This is a genomic window from Bacteroides faecalis (assembly GCF_003865075.1).
In the GTDB taxonomy this organism is placed as follows: Bacteria; Bacteroidota; Bacteroidia; order Bacteroidales; family Bacteroidaceae; genus Bacteroides; species Bacteroides faecalis.
On sequence record NZ_BHWB01000033.1, the window covers coordinates 1 to 18,024 of the forward strand.

General features: G+C 47.4%; 18 protein-coding genes and 4 pseudogenes. 2 read left to right on the forward strand and 20 right to left on the reverse strand.

What is annotated here, in order from left to right; translation table 11 throughout:
- Together EJF25_RS26845 and EJF25_RS23670 are read right to left on the reverse strand one after the other, a co-directional pair.
- A partial coding sequence (locus tag EJF25_RS26845; RefSeq protein WP_148098112.1) for a YceI family protein occupies positions 1-524 on the reverse strand: 524 nt, incomplete at its 3' end.
- Positions 525-621: 97 nt separating this feature from the next.
- Positions 622-1,257 (reverse strand): hydrolase, encoded by a 636-nt coding sequence (locus tag EJF25_RS23670; protein WP_060386377.1) that lies wholly within the window; start codon positions 1,255-1,257, stop codon positions 622-624.
- Between the two features lie 358 nt (positions 1,258-1,615).
- Here EJF25_RS23670 and EJF25_RS23675 point away from each other — a divergent pair, with 358 nt between their 5' ends.
- Complete coding sequence (locus tag EJF25_RS23675) at positions 1,616-2,503, forward strand: helix-turn-helix domain-containing protein (RefSeq protein ID WP_060386376.1); 888 nt, start codon at positions 1,616-1,618, stop codon at positions 2,501-2,503.
- Between the two features lie 538 nt (positions 2,504-3,041).
- A complete protein-coding gene (locus EJF25_RS23680; protein WP_060386414.1) occupies positions 3,042-3,953 on the forward strand; it encodes a DMT family transporter in 912 nt (303 codons plus the stop codon).
- Positions 3,954-4,652: 699 nt separating this feature from the next.
- Here the strand turns inward: EJF25_RS23680 and EJF25_RS23685 are convergent.
- The 18 genes and pseudogenes from EJF25_RS23685 to EJF25_RS23765 form a co-directional block, all read right to left on the reverse strand.
- Positions 4,653-5,117, reverse strand: a complete 465-nt coding sequence (locus EJF25_RS23685; protein ID WP_060386375.1) for a TraQ conjugal transfer family protein — start codon at positions 5,115-5,117, stop codon at positions 4,653-4,655.
- 26 nt (positions 5,118-5,143) lie between these two features.
- A complete protein-coding gene (locus EJF25_RS23690) occupies positions 5,144-5,734 on the reverse strand; it encodes a conjugal transfer protein TraO (RefSeq protein WP_118399671.1) in 591 nt (196 codons plus the stop codon).
- Positions 5,735-5,747: 13 nt separating this feature from the next.
- Complete coding sequence (gene traN / locus EJF25_RS23695) at positions 5,748-6,647, reverse strand: conjugative transposon protein TraN (protein WP_060386374.1); 900 nt, start codon at positions 6,645-6,647, stop codon at positions 5,748-5,750.
- A gap of 4 nt (positions 6,648-6,651) precedes the next feature.
- Entirely contained in the window at positions 6,652-7,038 is a 387-nt protein-coding gene (traM, locus tag EJF25_RS26720) for a conjugative transposon protein TraM (protein ID WP_060386373.1), read from the reverse strand.
- Positions 7,039-7,068: 30 nt separating this feature from the next.
- Positions 7,069-7,905, reverse strand: coding sequence for a conjugative transposon protein TraM (locus tag EJF25_RS23700; RefSeq protein WP_060386372.1), 837 nt, complete (start codon positions 7,903-7,905; stop codon positions 7,069-7,071).
- 263 nt (positions 7,906-8,168) lie between these two features.
- Positions 8,169-8,792, reverse strand: a pseudogene (traK, locus tag EJF25_RS23710) (conjugative transposon protein TraK).
- Between the two features lie 49 nt (positions 8,793-8,841).
- Positions 8,842-9,855, reverse strand: coding sequence for a conjugative transposon protein TraJ (gene traJ, locus EJF25_RS23715; RefSeq protein WP_008781892.1), 1,014 nt, complete (start codon positions 9,853-9,855; stop codon positions 8,842-8,844).
- Between the two features lie 27 nt (positions 9,856-9,882).
- Positions 9,883-10,296, reverse strand: a pseudogene (locus EJF25_RS25225) (DUF4141 domain-containing protein); the annotation flags it as partial.
- Between the two features lie 115 nt (positions 10,297-10,411).
- The gene (locus tag EJF25_RS23725) at positions 10,412-12,217 is read right to left on the reverse strand and encodes a reverse transcriptase/maturase family protein (RefSeq protein WP_025066979.1); all 1,806 of its coding nucleotides are present in this window, start codon (positions 12,215-12,217) and stop codon (positions 10,412-10,414) included.
- 562 nt (positions 12,218-12,779) lie between these two features.
- A pseudogene (locus EJF25_RS23730) lies at positions 12,780-12,995 on the reverse strand (DUF4141 domain-containing protein); the annotation flags it as partial.
- A gap of 3 nt (positions 12,996-12,998) precedes the next feature.
- A complete protein-coding gene (locus EJF25_RS23735; protein WP_060386368.1) occupies positions 12,999-13,274 on the reverse strand; it encodes a hypothetical protein in 276 nt (91 codons plus the stop codon).
- The gene (locus EJF25_RS26255) at positions 13,275-13,406 is read right to left on the reverse strand and encodes a hypothetical protein (protein ID WP_005655090.1); all 132 of its coding nucleotides are present in this window, start codon (positions 13,404-13,406) and stop codon (positions 13,275-13,277) included.
- A gap of 6 nt (positions 13,407-13,412) precedes the next feature.
- A pseudogene (locus tag EJF25_RS23740) lies at positions 13,413-15,932 on the reverse strand (TraG family conjugative transposon ATPase).
- 3 nt (positions 15,933-15,935) lie between these two features.
- On the reverse strand, positions 15,936-16,256 hold the full coding sequence (locus tag EJF25_RS23750; protein WP_008781886.1) for a DUF4133 domain-containing protein: 321 nt from the start codon (positions 16,254-16,256) through the stop codon (positions 15,936-15,938).
- Positions 16,257-16,279: 23 nt separating this feature from the next.
- Positions 16,280-16,579, reverse strand: a complete 300-nt coding sequence (locus EJF25_RS23755) for a DUF4134 domain-containing protein (RefSeq protein ID WP_005682322.1) — start codon at positions 16,577-16,579, stop codon at positions 16,280-16,282.
- A gap of 264 nt (positions 16,580-16,843) precedes the next feature.
- Positions 16,844-17,200 carry a hypothetical protein gene (locus EJF25_RS23760; protein WP_223382435.1) on the reverse strand — a complete coding sequence of 119 codons (357 nt, stop codon included), beginning with the start codon at positions 17,198-17,200 and terminating at the stop codon, positions 16,844-16,846.
- Positions 17,142-17,297: a hypothetical protein gene (locus EJF25_RS26000; protein WP_223382482.1), complete on the reverse strand. Its 156-nt coding sequence runs from the start codon at positions 17,295-17,297 to the stop codon at positions 17,142-17,144. Before EJF25_RS26000 ends, EJF25_RS23760 begins: the two co-directional genes overlap by 59 nt.
- Positions 17,294-17,749: a hypothetical protein gene (locus tag EJF25_RS23765; protein ID WP_060385854.1), complete on the reverse strand. Its 456-nt coding sequence runs from the start codon at positions 17,747-17,749 to the stop codon at positions 17,294-17,296. The genes EJF25_RS26000 and EJF25_RS23765 overlap by 4 nt, the downstream gene beginning before the upstream one ends.
- Positions 17,750-18,024: the final 275 nt, after the last annotated feature.

Consider the following 18,024-nt stretch of genomic DNA (forward strand, 5'->3'; position numbering starts at 1 on the left):
CATGATACTATCTCTCTCAACAACAACAACGGAGGGTCCGAGCATCTGATCACACCCTGGAGCCGAAAACCTGCCGTCTCTTTACCGGACACCGGACTTTCCTTTCTGCCAATTAACATCACGTCAAACCGCACCTTTTTAGTAATTCCGTGGAGAGTGAGCTCTCCATATATCTCCCCTTTATCTGTACCGAGCATCTTCATTTCCGTACTTTTAAACACCATCATGGGGAATCTCTCCACATCAAAGAAATCGGATGAGCGCAGATGTTTATTTCTGGCTTCCACTCCTGTGCTCACACTTGCCGTCCGGACTTCCACCCGGATATCCGTATTCGTGCAATCACCATTCTTCTGCCTTACGGTAATGTCAAAGTCTGAGAAATATCCGCTGACAAAGGAGAGCCCCGCATGCTTCACTTCAAAACCGATACGGGTATGTTCGGGATCGTCAGTCCACATGACTGTCTGCGCATTGATACTAGCGGCTGTCATAAACAATAGGAACAATAAAATATTTTTCATAAACTGGATATTTCAGGAAGGCGGATGTTATTCTTTTATACAAAGGATAACATCCGTTTTCATTCTTTTATAACTGGATGCTTTTTTGTCTGTTATACTATTTTTCTTTGAGTGTTTCCACAAAAAAAGATCCGTTATCCAACAGCCCTTGGAAGAAAACAGGAACGGTTTCTTTGCGGTTCCAGTCCCTTTGCAGTTCACAGATATACTGGGTTACGGAAGTCAGCCGAACTCCGGCCTGCTCCATCCGTCTGAGGGCCGTTTCATGAGCCAGCCTGGATGTTCCGCCGACAGCGTCAACAATAGTATATACTTCATAGCCCTCCTTCAAAAGATCCAAGGCTGGAAAACAGAGACAGACCTCTGTCCATAGCGCACAAACCACAAGTTTCTTTCTGCCCAGTGCCTTGACTGCTTCCTGGAACTCCTTGTCTTCCCATGAATTGACAGAAGTCCTGTCAATCTCAGGCTGCCCCGGAAGGGCCTTCTTTATCTGGGGGATAGTAGGCTGGTTAAGACCGGTGGCAACATTCACAGTAGTCAAAATAACAGGGACATTGAACCCTTTGGCCACACGGCAGACATTGGATATATTTTCCACCAGTTCCCGTCTGTCCATGGAAGCTATGGAATGAACCTGTATGGGCTGATAATCGATGACTAACAATGCGGAGTTTTCCGGTGTTAGCAAATGATCCGTTTTGGGATCTCTGATAGGTTTGATACTACTCATTACTTTATATTTTTATAGTTAAACAAATTGAGATAGCGGTATGTAGACCTCCATCTCGTTTATTGGTTGCAAAGTTAGTAAGCTTATGTCTGATTTATCTGTTCTTAAAAGAACGAAACTTAGTCAATTACAACACTTTTTATGCCCCGACATCTCTCTGATGATACCGATGCTATTATTTCCCAACATTGACACGTATATTATATTGTTTCGTATATAGTTTGGCTTTTTTGTATATTTGATCTTTTCTTTGTATCTTGCTGACCTTTCTCATATCCGTCATTGGATGTCAGACTTTTATCCGAGCTTACAGATGAAATGGTCATTTTAGGAAAATATATAGAAATAGTTTGTGCTTATGGAGCATACCAAAGAAACATTGTCGGCCTTGGTGCGGGAAATGCAGTCAGTCACCGCATACAATAGAGGAGTTTATATCCTGAATATTGAGATTTTTTTAGACAAGTACAGTAATAAGATATTGCGTGCCGGGGCTTTCTTTTATATACTGGTGGAAGCCGGAACAGCAGAATTTGTAGTTGACTGTCATTCTTATAATGTAGGAAAGGGGGACATGCTTCTTGTCGCTCCAAGAATGTCTGTAGAGTTAATGAAAAAAAGTTCCGACTTCGGTACATGTGGTCTATGTATGGAGCCTTTCTTTTTTGACTCCCTTTCCATAGGAAACTATGTATACAAACGGCTTTATAACAACAGTCATACGACATATGTCTTACGGCTGGAGGACAGCGATACCGTACATATACGCAAAACGTTAGACCTGATGTCCCACTACCTTACTTCTGACCATCCTGAGGAAATGGCTGGTTCGCTGGTCAATTTCCTGTTGCTGCAAATAACAGAAATCTTTCACAGCCAAAATGTACATCCTGCTGGAAGAGTCAGGCATTCCGATGCTTTGTTCCGCCTTTTCAGAAAATTACTGGCTGAGAATTACAGGAAAGTACATGATCTTCAGTTCTATGCAGACTCCCTTAACGTGTCTCAGACCTACCTGTCAAGAGTGGTACGCCAGATTTCTGGAAAAACAGTGAACAACTATATAACGGAAGCACTTTATAGGGATGCCAGACGTCTGCTGGTTTTTACAGATCTGACTGTAAAGGAGATTGCTGAACAATTAGGCTTTTCAGACCAGTCATCCTTCGGGAAATTCTTCAAGAAGAAATCAGGAACATCCCCTGCAAACTTTCGTGCCGGATATAAGAAACTCCACAATTTGTAAAAATGGATGCTGTATAGTATACGCAAAAGTTGGGGAAGGAAACCAGAAGACCCTGCCACGCAAAGAAATCTCTTTTGGGATATTCTATGGATACGGACCGGAACATGTTGACAAGGGAGAGTACATTCATAATTACCGATATTTTTTTTTGGGGGGATATAATCAGACTTTCCATTCTAAGTGATAGTTTATGTATTCTCAAGTCTATTAAAGCAGACAATATCTACTATATTTGAGACATATTTTGAAAAGATCTGACTTCATCCGTATTTGCCTTTCATTATTTTACTATTTTCACACCGCTTTAATGTGAATATGTTAAAGTCAGTTTCCTTTCATTTACATTCGGCAAACTGTATGGAAGTATAAATAATATTCTTCCGGGCCTTATATATTGAACTGGTGTGGATTGAAAAGCCCATTGTCATACAGATTGGTATGGATAGAAGTCCGTTCCAAGGAGCCGGGATATCGGCTGGATATATATCAATTTGACTGTAAGCAAAAAAGCATGTACATCAGAATTAAAAATATTTTAATTGTAATGAAACATATATTTTATCATCTGACCGCTGTTATGGTCGTTGTGGTATGGGGAATGACTTTTATTTCCACCAAGGTTCTAATAGTTCATGGTCTGTCTGCTCAGGAGATTTTCCTTTTCCGTTTTTTGCTGGCTTATGCTGCAGTGTGTCCTATCTCTTTCCATCGTTTTTTTGCCCGTAATCTGAAAGATGAGCTATATCTGGTGGGTGGCGGAGTATTGGGTGGCTCCCTGTTCTTCTTTTTACAGAACATAGCTCTGGGGCTGACACAGGCTTCAAATGTATCTTTCATCATATGTATGGCCCCGTTATTGACAGCTGTTCTGACCGTATTGTCCGTTCGGACGGAAAAGGTCTCAAGAGGCTTCATATACGGATCTATTATTGCTCTGTTGGGTGTAGGCTTGCTGATATTCAACGGAAGTTTCATTCTTCGGATATCACCTTTGGGAGATTTACTGACTCTTCTAGCTTCCCTGTCATGGGCGTTTTACAGTCTTGTCATTCGGAGTCTCACCCGAAAATATTCTCCGGCTTTCATCACCAGAAAAATATTTTTCTATGGCATAATAACAATTCTTCCCACTTTCCTTTTTCTGCCCTCATTGACAAATCCTGCTGTATTACTGGACAATGAAGTGTGGAGCAATCTCCTTTTTTTAGGTGTCATAGCCTCGTCTGCCTGTTATCTATTGTGGAACATTGTTGTAAAACAGCTGGGAACGATACAGGCATCCAATTATCTTTATCTGAATCCTCTCGCCACAACGGTCGGAGCGACTATATTCCTACATGAGGAAGTGACTCCTGTTGCGGTAGTCGGGATCGTCTTGATTCTCTCGGGCGTATATCTGGCTACTAAAAACTCCCACCCACTCCCCCAAAGTACTACTTTAAAAAAGTAACCAAATACTCCTTTTTAAGTATTTTTAAATGCCTAACGTGCATTTTCCAGTTTACCTCTTGCAATATTGTACTTTTCTTCCATAGATACATGAATTTTCAATAAATCATCCAATAATGTTTGTTTATCCGTCACTTCCTACCTAATCACAGTCTCACGGTCGACAAAAGCGAGGAGCATACTAATATCCATTGCTTCAAACTTCTTTCTCACCTGAGCTATTCCTTTAAATTTCTCTTTCTGCCACCGAGTCTCTAATTGTTATTTTTTTCTTGTTATATTCTTTTTTCATTATTATGCTCTATTGCTATACTTACAATGAGTTTTGCTGTTTTTCCTTTATTGAAAACATCTGAGAATAGGAAAACAGATCTTTTAAAAGCAATAGAAGATGCTTGATTTGAGGGACATCAATAAATTACAAATAGACTCATATATAACAATAGCAGCTATCAATAGTCCTAATATTTATAATTGCTATTGTTTTACTAGGAATTTATGAAAATACTTTCCTTTGGTGTGCTAATCAGTGCAATGTTAAAGTTTAATAGGAATATACAGAATATCGGTTTCATGCCCTTATAAATTAAAAACAGTTGACAAATATAAAAAGTTAATTTGAATTACCTAGTGGATAAATCAAATTACTGCCATACAATCAAATTTATGGAACAAAGAACGGCAGGATGCCCCACCATTCTTATTTATAATCCACCATACCGTTTTCCGTATCAAATGTCATTGTCAGTTCCCTTTCCTGTCCGAAATTGTCCCGGACAAAGAATTTCAGTTCCGAGCGTCTGGCACTTGTCGAACGGTAAAAGAGGGTGAATATCTGCCTGACCGGATTTTCCCTATCCAGTTCCGGCACTTCCGCCAACGGCCTCACTTCCCGGTTGACGAGTCTTACGCCTTCACTGTCCGTCACCTCTCCCTTGCCTTCCATCTGGATGTAACCGATTTCATACTCCGCCTTTTCATAGTCCCCTTCACGGTCAAGATAAAAGCGTATCTCCACCGTTTCACCCGTTTCAATCTGTTCTTGCAGATACCATGACGAGAGGCTGAAATCATAATCCTGCCGGATGTCTATAGCATCGTTGCAGGAACCGAAGGCCAGCACCGCAAAGAGTGCGCCTATACATATATATAGTACATTTTTCATTTTTAAGTTTCTCCTTTCTCTTTTCATTAGTTAATGATAAGGCGGACTCCCAGTCCTACCTGCGTATGGAAATTACCCGCATCGGTTCCGAACAGGGCCCTTTCCTTGACTTGCAGCAGGAGCATCACCCGGTCGGTCAGATAAGTCTCAAAGGCCGCAGTCAGCCCACCGCCATAGATAAAGCAGTCACCGTTTGTCACCGTCGCCCCGTCAGGAAGCAGGGAGGTTCCCCGGTTGACCGTCTCGAAACCGCCCAATGCCGAGAGTCCGATACGTAGACATACATTCCGGCCCTTGTCCCACAATACGGGAATAAAGTAACCGAGTTCCCCTGCGAACTGCGCTTTGGGTATCGCCTTATTTTCATAGGTGTACTCCTTTATCTGATAATCCAGGCCATACAGCCAATAGGTACGGTTACGGTTGGTATGTGTAAAGGCCAGCGAGGTGAAGTAGTGGCGTTCACCGCCACTCTTCCATGAAAGGAAATGATTCACCCCGCCCGTCGTAAACTGTATGCCCGTCTGCCCCGGCAAGTCACGCTGCGCGTATGCTTCACCCGCAAGGAGCGACAGTACAGCAGCTGTCAATATGAATAATATTCTTTGCATATACATTATATATAAATTATTATTTCAGGTGCAGCTCACTGATTGGTTTTGCCGCCACAAGGTCTGTATTCTCTATGCGGAACGACTGGTGACGGGCACCACCCTTTTCGTAAATCTCCACTACCAGCAGCTTGTCATCCGGCAGTGTCAGCTTGGGCAACACGAAGATGTTGCGTACCGTGGCCTTACCGTCCACCGTTGTCAGACGGTTGTAAGTCCTTACCGGCTCTATAATATTCTCCTGCATGGCCGTGCGCCTGGTCACCTTCTTGTCGACCACCTTGAAACGGATATGGTCTATGTCGAACGATATGTCCGAAGTGTTGCGCAGGGAAGTATGCAGGTACAGCAGGTCATTGTTGATATAGATTCCTTTGAGCAGGGTCTGTATACCGTACTTCTTGCAGCCGATATGCCTGATGTCCCTTTTGTTCTTCTTATACAGCGTGTACATGATGCGGTTCACCACCAGCGGTGTCTCCCCGCCGAGTTCCTTCAGTTTCACGAACATGCGATCGTCAGCCGCCCCGCCCATCGGGTTCTTCCGCAGCCAGTCTTCCATCTCAATGGAAAGTTGTGCCGGTTCATTCTTATATACCACATTAAAGGAATAGAAGCAGCCGTCAGCCGTAATGACCGAGAAGTTCGTCTCGCCCTCAAAGCCCTTTACGGCAGACTTGATACGTACCACATTCTCCGCCCCCGTAGCTTTGTCGGCAATGATGTCGTAGGAGCCCAAATCCACATATTTCACTTCCGAAGGGAACAGGATATGTACGGTCTTCGAGAAAGTCACCTCGATGAGGTGCGGTGCGATAATCTGATTGGTGGGGAAAATCCTTGTTTCCACGGATTCCTGCGCCTTTACCGACAATACGGTCAAAAGCATTACTAATGATAAAATAATTCTTGTCTTCATCTGATTACTGTTTTTTTGAGATTAATAGAAGTTGATAATTTGCTTTCACGACCACCTTCACCTCACGCATCTTTGTGGCCAGGTATTGCGACCCGCCGCCAAGCACGCCCCTTGTCACGTCCATGACCAGTTGCTGCGAGGCACTGCGTGCGAATGAGATGCTTGTCCCGAAACTGCCCCCGATATTGGCGGCGGCTTCCTTCATGGCGGTACGTTCCGCTGTGTTCGGGACGAAAAGCCCTTCCTGCCCGTCCATATCGTAAGCCACCAGTTCCACCGGCAAGATATTGCCGCCGCTCTCTATGGAGTTTACCGTGACCGCCATCCGTTGCCCCTCGATACGCACCGTGCCATATAGCGGAGTATTGGCAGGCACAGGCACGCCGCCCACTTGCAGCGGTTCCAGCAGCCGGAACTTCAGTCATGCCCCGGTGGTCACCGTCTGGTCTTCAGCCACGCAGGCACGTATCGTATTGGTTCCGGCAGGCTGTCCGGCACCTACCGCCGTGGCAAAACCGTAATTGCGGGGTATCGTGTCGGGAGCCGATGGCGCAGCCAGCGACGAGACCACGCTTTCCGTGGCACGTCCGGCGGCTATGGCGGCAGGGTTGCCGGACGGACCGCCCGACTGTATGCTTTTCACCTGCCCGCCCGCCTGACCGGGAAAATAGCGTGCCGCCATCTCATACGACTTTTCCATCAGTTCCAGCGGATCTTGTCCCTTCCGTTCCCGTTCCAGCTTTTCATTAAGCTCCTTCACCTGCCGTTCCAGATCGCTTACCCTGGGATTGTCTTTCGGTTCCTGATAGAACGAGGCTATCTGTCTTGATATTTGTTGTTGCTGTTGCCGTGACTCCCGGATAGCGTCCTGTTCCGGTGCCGCCTTTTCCGGCTTCAGCCCGTCCGACGTGTCCGGTATCAGGTAATCGCCCGCTATGTCCTGCAAGGTTCTTACCTTTTCCTGCCTGCGCTTCTTCATCCGCTCCAGTTCGTAAGCCTTCTGTTTGTCGGTCATCGTTTCCGGTGCGATAGCGTCGGGTATCGTTGTATTGATGCCAGCCGTCCCTTCCACCGTTTCCGTTGTGTCCGGCTTGAAGATAAACCAGATGAACCCGGCGCAAAGCAGGGACAGAACAGCCGCCACGCCATAGAATTTCAGCTTGTCGGCAGCCTTGCGGCTTAACTGTTTCCCCTTTTCGGGTACGGACTCCGCTTTCCGCATTTCCTTATCCTTTTCTTTCTTATCGGATTGTGTCATTGGATATATTGTTTTTTAATGGTTGGATACTGTCCGTCTGGGGAAACGCAATCCTTTGGAGATGCCGTACCTCAATCGGAAATTTGTCTGTTCCGCAGAAACCGCCCACGATGCAGGCAAGGTCGATGGCGGCGAAGAGTCCGAGCAGGTAAAGGATGATAACCTTTTGCTGCCGGCAGCTCAACCGCAGCCAGCGTCTGCGGAGTCCGGCCATATGGCGGTCTATCCCCGTTCTGAACGGGTGGAAGACCTTTTTTATCCCCTTATCTTTCATACTGTCCGATGTCCCTGTTTTCGATGATGGTAAAACTCTCTATCAGAAAGCCCTGCGGGTTGTTGTCACTCCGGGTGACGTTCCTCAGACGGCAGGTGGTGACAAGCGACCTTTCGGTAACGCTGCTCGAACGGATGATGTGCTGCCGGCAATAAGCCTTCATCCGGTAGGGATAACTGTCGAAGTTTCCCCTTATGCTGTCCACCGTCAGTGTCTGCGAGATGTTTCCCGCTATCATCCGGTTGAAATAGCCTTTTTCCTGCAAGTTCCGGTAGTAGCCGATGGCGCTTTCATCCGAAAGGTAAAGGGCACGCTGCACATTGCTTTCAATGGCGCTCTTGTCCGGTGACAGGGAGAAGAACAGCTCGTGGAAACGCCTGATATGTTCCCTCGCTTCCACCGGACGGTTCTGCTGCACGTCCTGCGAAAGGGCCAGCATCAGTGATTTTCCGCCGTCCAACACATAGATTTTCTGTCGCTGCGCCTCGGCGAAATCATAAGCCTTTCATACGGCAAATACCGTTACCAGCGTACACGCCCCCAGGAATATCATCCCGAACAGCCGTAGCTGCCGGAACGATGTCTCGATGTTTTTTAATGATTTGAATTCCATTTTCTTCTTCTGTTTTTAATGTTGTCGTTATACAATTATTGATGTAAGGTTAGAACATTTTCCTGATACGTCCGGCTATCGCTCCGCCTGCTGCACCACCTACCGCCGCAGCACCGTTACCGGCCATCTTTCCGGCACCGTTTGCCTTCTGCCCGTAAGCTCCGGCACCGCCCGCCTGGATAATCCACGATGAAACGGTGGGGACACAGAAGTAACCGATGATACCTATAATCATGAAAATACAATATACTTTCCCCGACGAGTCCGGTATGAATGCCGGGTCCTGCATATTCTCTATGTCCTGCTGTAACATCAGTATCTGTATGCGTGAGAGGACCGCTCCGAACAGGTCACTCACCGGCAGCCACAGATAGATGCAGATATACCGGGACAGCCAGGTGGTCAGCGTGCTCTGGAATCCGTCATAGACGGCCAGCGCGAAGGAGACAGGTCCCAGGATGGACAGTACGATCAGGAAGAAGGTCCTCAGCGTGTCTATCAGCAGCGAGGCCGCCTGGAAGAAGAGTTCCAGCAGTTCGCGGAACCATCCCCGGATTTTCTCGCCGAGTTCGTATATCTTCTTCTGTCCGTACATGTTTATCATCGTGTCCATGTCCCCCAGCGACCAGCCCAGTTCGTCCAGCCTCTTGTCATACGCCTCGTCGCTCACCAGGAAGGCCTTCGCCGGGTCACGCAGCATCGCCTCGCGTTTCAGCCTGTCTTTCTCTTCCTGGTATTTCCTCATGTCGAAGGTCTGCTGTTCGACCAGTGAGGAAGTCGCTTTGCATACGGGAGAAAGAATCCCGTTGATTGTACCCAGTACCATAGTCGGAAAAAACATGATGCAAAGGCCCAGCACGAAGGGCCGGAACAGGGGGAACACGTCTATCGGCTCGGCCCGGGCAAGGGACTGCCATACCCGGTAGGCCACATAGAACAAGGCACCGAGGCCCGCCACTCCCTTCGCTACCGAAGCCATGTCTTCACACAGCGGCATCATTTCATCATACAGCGAGCGCAGAAGCTCGTGAAGGTTTGTCCAGTCTATTGATAATAATAACATAGTCTTCTTGATTTAACGGATGAATGATTACCAGTAACGCTGCTCGTGTGTCCCGTACAGGGAGAGCACCCGTGCGGCATCCCCCTTTTCCTTGCTCCGCAGGTACGACACGCCGATGTTCTTGCGGGTATAGTACCATGTCAGGTTCTTGTATTCCAGCACCTCGCCGTATATCCGGTTGATGATGTCCAGCCGTTCCTTGTCCGTCATCGAGAGTCCGGTTGCCGTGGTCACTTCCTTCAAGTCCAGCAGCAGGTCGCTGCTTTCCTTGAGCAGTCTGTTGTACCCGAAAGCGATGGCCGATAGCTCTTCCACCGTAAAGTTGGGGTCGCCCGTCATCGTGTTGAAGTTCGTCACGTAGATGTCGCTGATGTCACCCACCAGAAGGATGGTCTGCTGCACCTTGCGAGCGCCCTTTACCAGGTCATGCACCGACTTCAAGGGTAGGCTAAGCATCCAACGCCCTGCCGTATTACTACGGTGGGTTTTCGGAAGCTCGCCCCCAAACCGGACGTACACGTCTCCGCGTATCCGGCTTTCTACTAATAATATCAATCTATTCATTGTTACTGAGTTTTTTGTAACACTTACCACATATGGCAATAGTCTTTCGTTTGCGAGCCATCATTTGTTTTTCGCAGGTAGTTTTCCCTTGAAGATTTTTTAATTTTCTCACATGGTGCATCACTAACTTATCGACTACTCCACATAATTCACATTTTTCCGCTTTCAGCCTATCTATAAGACTTGTGTTTGTAGGATGATATGTGAATTTGGGCAAGTTGTCTAAATCCTTAATGTTCATTGGATTTTTCTTTTTGAACCCACCATGATAAAAGGTCAAGTCTTTGGCAGTACCGTTCTTTAAATAGTATCTAACTGAAAAAAGTCCATTCTTGGTGTACTTTTTTCGGATTTGCGACATCGTTGTCCGATATTTCTGCGCAAATGTTTTGTACATACTATATTTCATGATATACCCAAGTTTTGACAGACTACTACAATTATTAGCCAAACAATAGTAATTGTAAATGCCCTTTATTTCCTTGTTGTACCTGTCAAGTATCTCAAAGTCATTGTTGTTTGAAAGTTTGGGACGGGATTTTGCTTTCCAATACTCCTTGCCGTTGTGTATCTTTATTTCTAAAACACGATATTCGAGCAACTTTTTCTTAAACGTATCCTTTCCAAGTGCCAATTGTATCCTCTTATTGAAGACACGTCTTAGTACTCCGTATTTGCTTCTTTTGGTGTCATTGGATTTCCTTACAAAAATCTCATATCCGAGAAATTTTGCAGCGTTTTCAGCATGGGTGATAAGTGTTTTCTCATCGGACAGTGTAAGAGCCAACTTTTCATAGAGGAAGTTCTTTATGTCCTCTTTGATGATGATAGCATCTTGTTTACTGCCAATGATTCCAATTAGAAAATCATCCGCATATCTCACGTATTTGAGTTTTCTGTAGTTCATATCCATTTCGTCACCATCAGAATACTGCAAACCTTCTTTTTGATAAGCCTTATATTGTCTTATCAATTCTGACCTTTCATTTTTGTCTTTTACCACTTTCAACTTTTTCAGAATACGGTGTCGTTTGCCTTCAAGTGATACTGCCTGTTTGGTTCTTTTCCGTTCTTTCCCCTTATCAAATTTTTCAGTGTATTCCTTCATGAATTTATCCAACTTATCAAGGTATATGTTTGCCAAGATAGGGCTGACAATTCCGCCTTGCGGTGTTCCGCTGTAGGAGTTATGAAAGTTCCAGTCTTCGATATATCCTGCATTCAGAAATTTTCTAATCAAGCGAATAAATCTTTCGTCAGCGATACGTTCTTTCAGAATACCTATCAGTATCTCATGATTGATATTGTCGAAAAATCCCTTAATATCACCTTCTACGAACCATTTCACGCCCGAAAATGTCTTCTGAATATCAGACAAGGCAGTGTGGCAGCTTCTTAGGGGTCGGAAGCCATGCGACGTTTTTTCAAACTGTCTTTCATAGATGGCTTCCAATATCATTCTGACCACTTCCTGCAATAATTTATCGTTAAAAGCTGGTACACCTAATGGACGCATTTTCCCATTTTTCTTTGGGATATACACCCGTTTTGAGGGTTGGGGCTGATAACTCTCATCTTTCAACGATGTTATCAGTTGTTCAATTCGGTTCAGGCTCATTTGGTCAATGGTTTTCCCATCTGCACCTGCTGTCATATTGCCCGGTTTCGCATATATGCGTTGGTAGGCAACGTAATACATTTCCTCATTGAAAAAGATACGGTACAAGCGTTCGAACTTGTAATTCAAATTTTCACTGTGTTCCGTTAGACTGTTTAATACATACTCTGGACTTCTCATAATGTCTCTCACATTTTCCGTTATTTGCATTAAAATTATTAGCTGCTTCCCTTCGCCATGTACAGGGCTTTCCCCTGCTCAGACTACTACGGAAGCTCCGTTGCCTTGTCGGATTTTCATAGGTCTGTACCTAATAGCCTTGCGGCGTTCCGATTTAGGCAATCCCCGTTTACGATATAATAACATGGCTATGATAGATTATCGGATATGACTTCCGCCCGTTACCGCTTACTGCGGTTGTGCCGTAATTTGTTCCTGCCTCTACTACACGACGCTCGCAACAGAGGTATTACGGTATAGCGAGTTAAGTTATCTTTCACTATAAAACATACTGGGTTCACTTGGACTATCATTCAATCAGTTTGGATTTTATCCTCGTATCTATCTGTTTCATCTCACCATTCAGTTGCAATTTGATAACTAATTGACTTATGGCTTTCCAGCGTGCTATACTCCCTGCCGTCCTTTCGTGGGCAGATAAGCTGGTGATGATAGGTAAATATTGGAACACTTACCTAATAGCTTGCCAATGCTATATTTATTATATCGCCTATACGGGCGCACCATCGTAATAAGCCTTCCCTTGCTTATAAATCTTTACAGTCTCCTGAAAATTACTCCACATGTTCTGTGCAGTTGTGGAAGTCTGTACGATTTCATTGGCCGAGTTCACGATACTCTGTGCGAGATTCGTGGGGTCTATCACCGTCCATTGCGCCTTGCTTGTCACTGAAAGGGATGACAATGCCATAAACAAAATTATCGTTCTCTTCTTCATGCCCTATCTCCTTTCTTTAGTCAGTAAATACCGGCTGTCGTCATCACGGGCAAACAGACCGTAACTGCCGAACAGCAACACCTCGCTGCCTGAAAAATACCCGATGCATCCGGCATCCCTGTTCCCGTGCAGGAAAAGATCGTCACCACCGCGCAGCGGGATATTGATTTCAACGTAGGCCCTTTCTCCGGCGAACAGCGTGGCCTTGTATCCCTTGAAGCCGTCCGTCACCCAGTTGGATTTACGGATGGTCAGCGTCGAGCTGCCTTCCCTGTTCATTCAGTGCCCGCAGATGCGGTCATGTTCCAGTTCCTTTCTCATCTCCCCAATCAGGTTCAGCAGGTCCAGATTGGTCAGGGTGGCGTCTCCGAGCGCTTCCCTGCATTGGCTTAATAAATCTTTCTTACTCATTGTGTTTTATGGATTAAAGGATTGTTTGTTTTCCTGCCGCTTGTTTTCGGCAAGCTGTCTGATAGCCAGCTCGATGTTTCCATCCAGCTTTTCCGTAAGCCTGGTAAGTTCCAGTTTTTCAGTCTCTTCTGTGGTGTAGCAAAGGTATTCTTCAGCCGAAACTTCTGTCGCATATACCGCACTTTGTGTACCGCCAAGCCCTATCCAGACCTCTTTATAAAGCCGGTTGGCCGCATTGGCAAGATTGATGGAAAGTATCTGTGAGCGTTCCTTGTCCGTCAGGCCGAGCAGGTTCTGTATCTGGTCGAACTTGTTCTGGTACTTTCGTTGGTCAAGCAGTATCTTGCAGTCCGAATTGTTGATGATTGTCTCCTTTACAACCGGACTCGATATGATGTCGTCCACTTCCTGCGTCACCACAACCGCTTCGCCGAAAAATTTTCTGACCGTCTTAAACAAATATTTAATATAAGAGGCCATACCTTCCTTGGCGATTGCCTTTCATGCTTCCTCAATCAGTATCATCTTGCGGATGCCCTGCAAGCGTCTCATTTTATTAATGAAAGTCTCCATGATAATGATAGTCACCACCGGAAAAAGGACGGGATTATCCTTCACGACATCCAGTTCGAATACGATGAACCGCTTGTTCAGTAAATCCAGTTCCTTGTCCGAGTTCAGCAGATACCCGTATTCGCCGTTCTTGTAATAGGGTTCCAGCACGTTCAGAAAACCGTCCACGTCAAAGTCCTTCTCGCGCACGTTCTTGTCCGCCAGCACCTTGCGGTAGTCTTTCCTTACAAAGTCATAGAACGAGTTGAAGTTCGGCTTTATCTTCCGGTTCTTCTTTATCTTCTCGATATACAGGCTGACTGCGTTCGAGAGCGCCACCTCTTCCGAGCGCCGGGGCGGTTCGTCCTCCCTTTTCCATAAGGTCAGAATCAGCGTCTTGATGCTGTCCCGCTTCTCGATGTCATACCGGTAATCCTCGGTGAAGAACGGATTGAAGGAAATCGGGTCATTTTCCTGGTAAGTGAAATAAACTCCGTCATCCCCGTTCGTCTTCCGGCGGATCAGGTCGCACAGCCCCTTGTATGAATTTCCGGTATCCACCAGCAGGATGTGCGTGCCCTGTTCCCAATACTGCCTCACCATATGGTTGGTGAAAAAGCTCTTTCCGCTGCCCGACGGGCCGAGGATGAACTTGTTCCGGTTGGTCACCACCCCTTTTTTCATGGGCAGGTCGGATATGTCGAGGAAGACGGGCTTTCCCGTCAGCCGGTCCACCATGCGCAGCCCGAAGGGGGAGAGCGAGTTCCGGTAGCAGGTTTCTGCCGTAAAGAAGCATAGTGCCTGTTCGGTGAACGTGTAGAAGCTCTCTTCCGAAGGGAAGTCCGCCTCGTTTCCCGGTATGCCCGCCCAGTAAAGGACCGGCAGGTCGGTGGTATTATGGCGGGGTGTGCATTCCATCAGCGCCAGTGCGCTGCCCACGTCGTTCTTCACCCGCCGCAGCTCATCCCCGTTTTCGGCCCATGCAATCACGTTGCAATGGCAGCGGACGGATTGCAGCCCGTTGGTGTGCGCCACGTTCAGGTATTCGTCCAGCCATTCCTTGTTTATCTGGTTGCTCCGGCTGTAGCGTGAAAGCGACTGCATGTTCTTCGCCGTCTTCTCAAAACGGGCGAGGTTCTCGCTGCTGTCGTCTATGAATATCCACTGGTTGTAGATATGGTCGCAGGGAAGCATGATACCCACGGGCGAGGCATAGCTCAGGCGGCAGTCCGAGCGGTCCGTGGAAAGACGCTCATAGCGTCCGTCGGTCCGTACCCTGCCCGGCAGGTCGTCGAGGTCGGAAAGGGTATGCAGGCAGAGCCGTTTGTCGCCGATACGCATCCCGTCCGGGTTCAGCTGCATGTCCTGCAACATGACGCTTCCGTCCGAAGACAGGGTCAGGTACCTCTCGATGATGCCCGGGCCGTCTTCCGTTCCCGTTATCTCTTCCGTGGACAGCCGCTCCAGCCTGGCAAGGCCGCTGTCATTCACGATACTCTCGAACTGTCCCACCGACTCCATGAAACGCTCCATCGTCTCCCTGTCCTGTATCTCCTTCGGCACCAGAAATTTCCGGCACAGCGTGTTCCAGTTGCTCTGCTGCCGGGAGCGTTCCCTGGTGGTCTTGGTGAGAAACAGGTAGCAGGTGTGGTTGAGGTAGGGCCGTTCGTTGAAGTGGCGTTCAAAACTGCGGGAGAGGAAGCCCGGGCCGTCTTTTCCGATGTCGGGCCTGTATTTCTCCGTGATGAAAATATCCTGCTTGTGGATGATTGAATAGTTCGGCAATACCTTGATTGCCTTGGCTCATGTGGCGTGCATCGCCTCATATTCCGCGGATGATACCGAAAACACTTCCGGCAGTGTCACCCGGAAAGCCACCGTGATGTCGGCGTCCTTGCTGACGATGCAGCCGTGCTCCACCGCCATGACGGGGAATTTGCTTTCCAGTGTGGATGTTGTCAATGTACTTCTCATGATTTACGATTGTTGTTTTTTAATCAGACGTGTGATACGTTTGCGTGAGAGGATTCTCCTGGGATGCTGCCGGGCGGCAAGGAGCTTCATCAGTCCGTGGCTGCCGAAACGCCGGTTCAGCGAAAAGGTCAGCCAGACCACTGCCGTGGCAGCCGATACCCCGAAGCCGATACACGTCCATTGCCCGATGCCCGCCGTGTACATGATGACGAACACCACGAACACGGCAAGCAGCCCGAAAGCAAAAATAAAAAGGTACTGGGCACGGAGCCCTTTGAACTCCACCTCACGGCCCACGCCTTTGTTTATCTCAAAGTCAGACATAAGCTATTGTCTTTTATCTGTTCTTAGAGGAAGAATGACCTCAGGATAGTGGCGGCCACTATCAGGAAAATGCAGGCTCCGAACCATGAGCTGGCGGTTTTCGAGGTGTCGGGGTCGCCCGAACTGAATTTCTGGTAGACCTTGACGCCGCCTATCAGGCCGATAATGGCACCCACCGCGTACACCAGTTTCGTGCCCGGGTCAAAATATCCCGTCACCAACTGCGTGGCTTCCGTGATGCCCGCCTGTCCGTTTCCTTGTGCCATTGCCGCACCCGCTGCCGCCAGTACGGCCAGCATCATAATCAATCTTTTCTGTTTCATTGAATTCCGTGATTTTTAAGTGATTTAAAAAGCCACGGGCTACCCCTTGCACTATCCCCATAAGGCAGCCCGCAGCCGCTTATGGTTTAATGGTTCAGGGGGTAAGTTCCGGCAGGCAATCAGCCGGAGTCAAAATACATCTTTCGCATGGTTACATGATTGAATGGTGAAACTTCATTGTTAATTCTCTCCCGGGATGAGGGTCTGAATCATCCCGAATCGTAATAGCCTTTTGCTCTCATTGTCTTTACTGTCCTTATCGGTTTATTTCAAATATTCCCCACACTTGAATCCCTTGCGGGGCATATAGTTCTCAAAGGAGGAGGATTTGAACAGCCACATCCGGTTCGCCCACCGGGCAAGGTCACGCTCGTACCGCGTAGGCGTCCGTTCATTTCCATAATCCCGGAAAGGGATGACAAAGGGGGTAATTCCCAGTTCCCTGAGTACATTTAACCGGAACAGGTCCTGCTCAATGGTCGAATTGAATCCTATCAGTACGTAACAGGTTATCTTGTAGGGCTTCACGTGCTTTACCATCTCTTTCAGGCGGTCCCTCAGGTCAAGCTGCGGCAGGTCCCATGCGATATGGATGTTCTGCTTCATCCTGAGCCTGTTCAGGTGCCAGGCCTGTTCCTCGTCCATAATCCTTACGTCCACGCCGTGCAGCTTCACGGGCTGGCCCGCTTTCATCAGATAGCTTACCGCACTCCTTCACTGCGGGTTCGCAAAGAAATTGTTGTCCAGCACCTCAATCCATTTCCCTTTCGGGTTCAGTTCCACCGGTTCCACGGTCTGAATGTATCCTTCTTTCTCACGGACGAGGCAGAAAGGACACTTGCGGATGCAGCCTCTTGAAAAGAACTGGAGCGAAAAAGGGTATTCGGGGTAAATGGAATAGTCCATCATCCGGCTGTTCTCCACTGCTTCGGGAAGCCTGCCGGCTATGTCATACCCGGTGCCGCCCCTTACCACTTCCCCCACATCCAGCAGGTCATAATCATAATCAGGCGTGAAGGTGAATACCTTGCTTGCCAATACCTTGTCATACCGCTGTCGCAGTGCCGCCCATTCCACCCGGTGCCCTTTTGCCTTGTAACAGGCCGAAAGGCGCATCAGTGCGAAATTGGGGAAGTTATGCCCGTCCACATCTACCAGTCCTATGTTCATACAAATAAAATTTAATGGTGAATAGTTCCTGTTGTCTTACCGGGTGAATGCCGCAAGCGGTCTGTCATCCCGAATCGTAATGGCCTTTTGTCATTACCGCTGTCGTTTTATGGATAAGTTAATGGAATGACTGTCTCTCCGGGAGTCGGTACGTTTCCCCCATAAGGGGAAGCCGCCGTTTGTCAACTTGAATCGAAATACGTCATAAACATGGATGATACGTTTTGTTGTTGGTATTCCTGCCGGTTCTCTCTTTTTACAGTGATACGGGCATC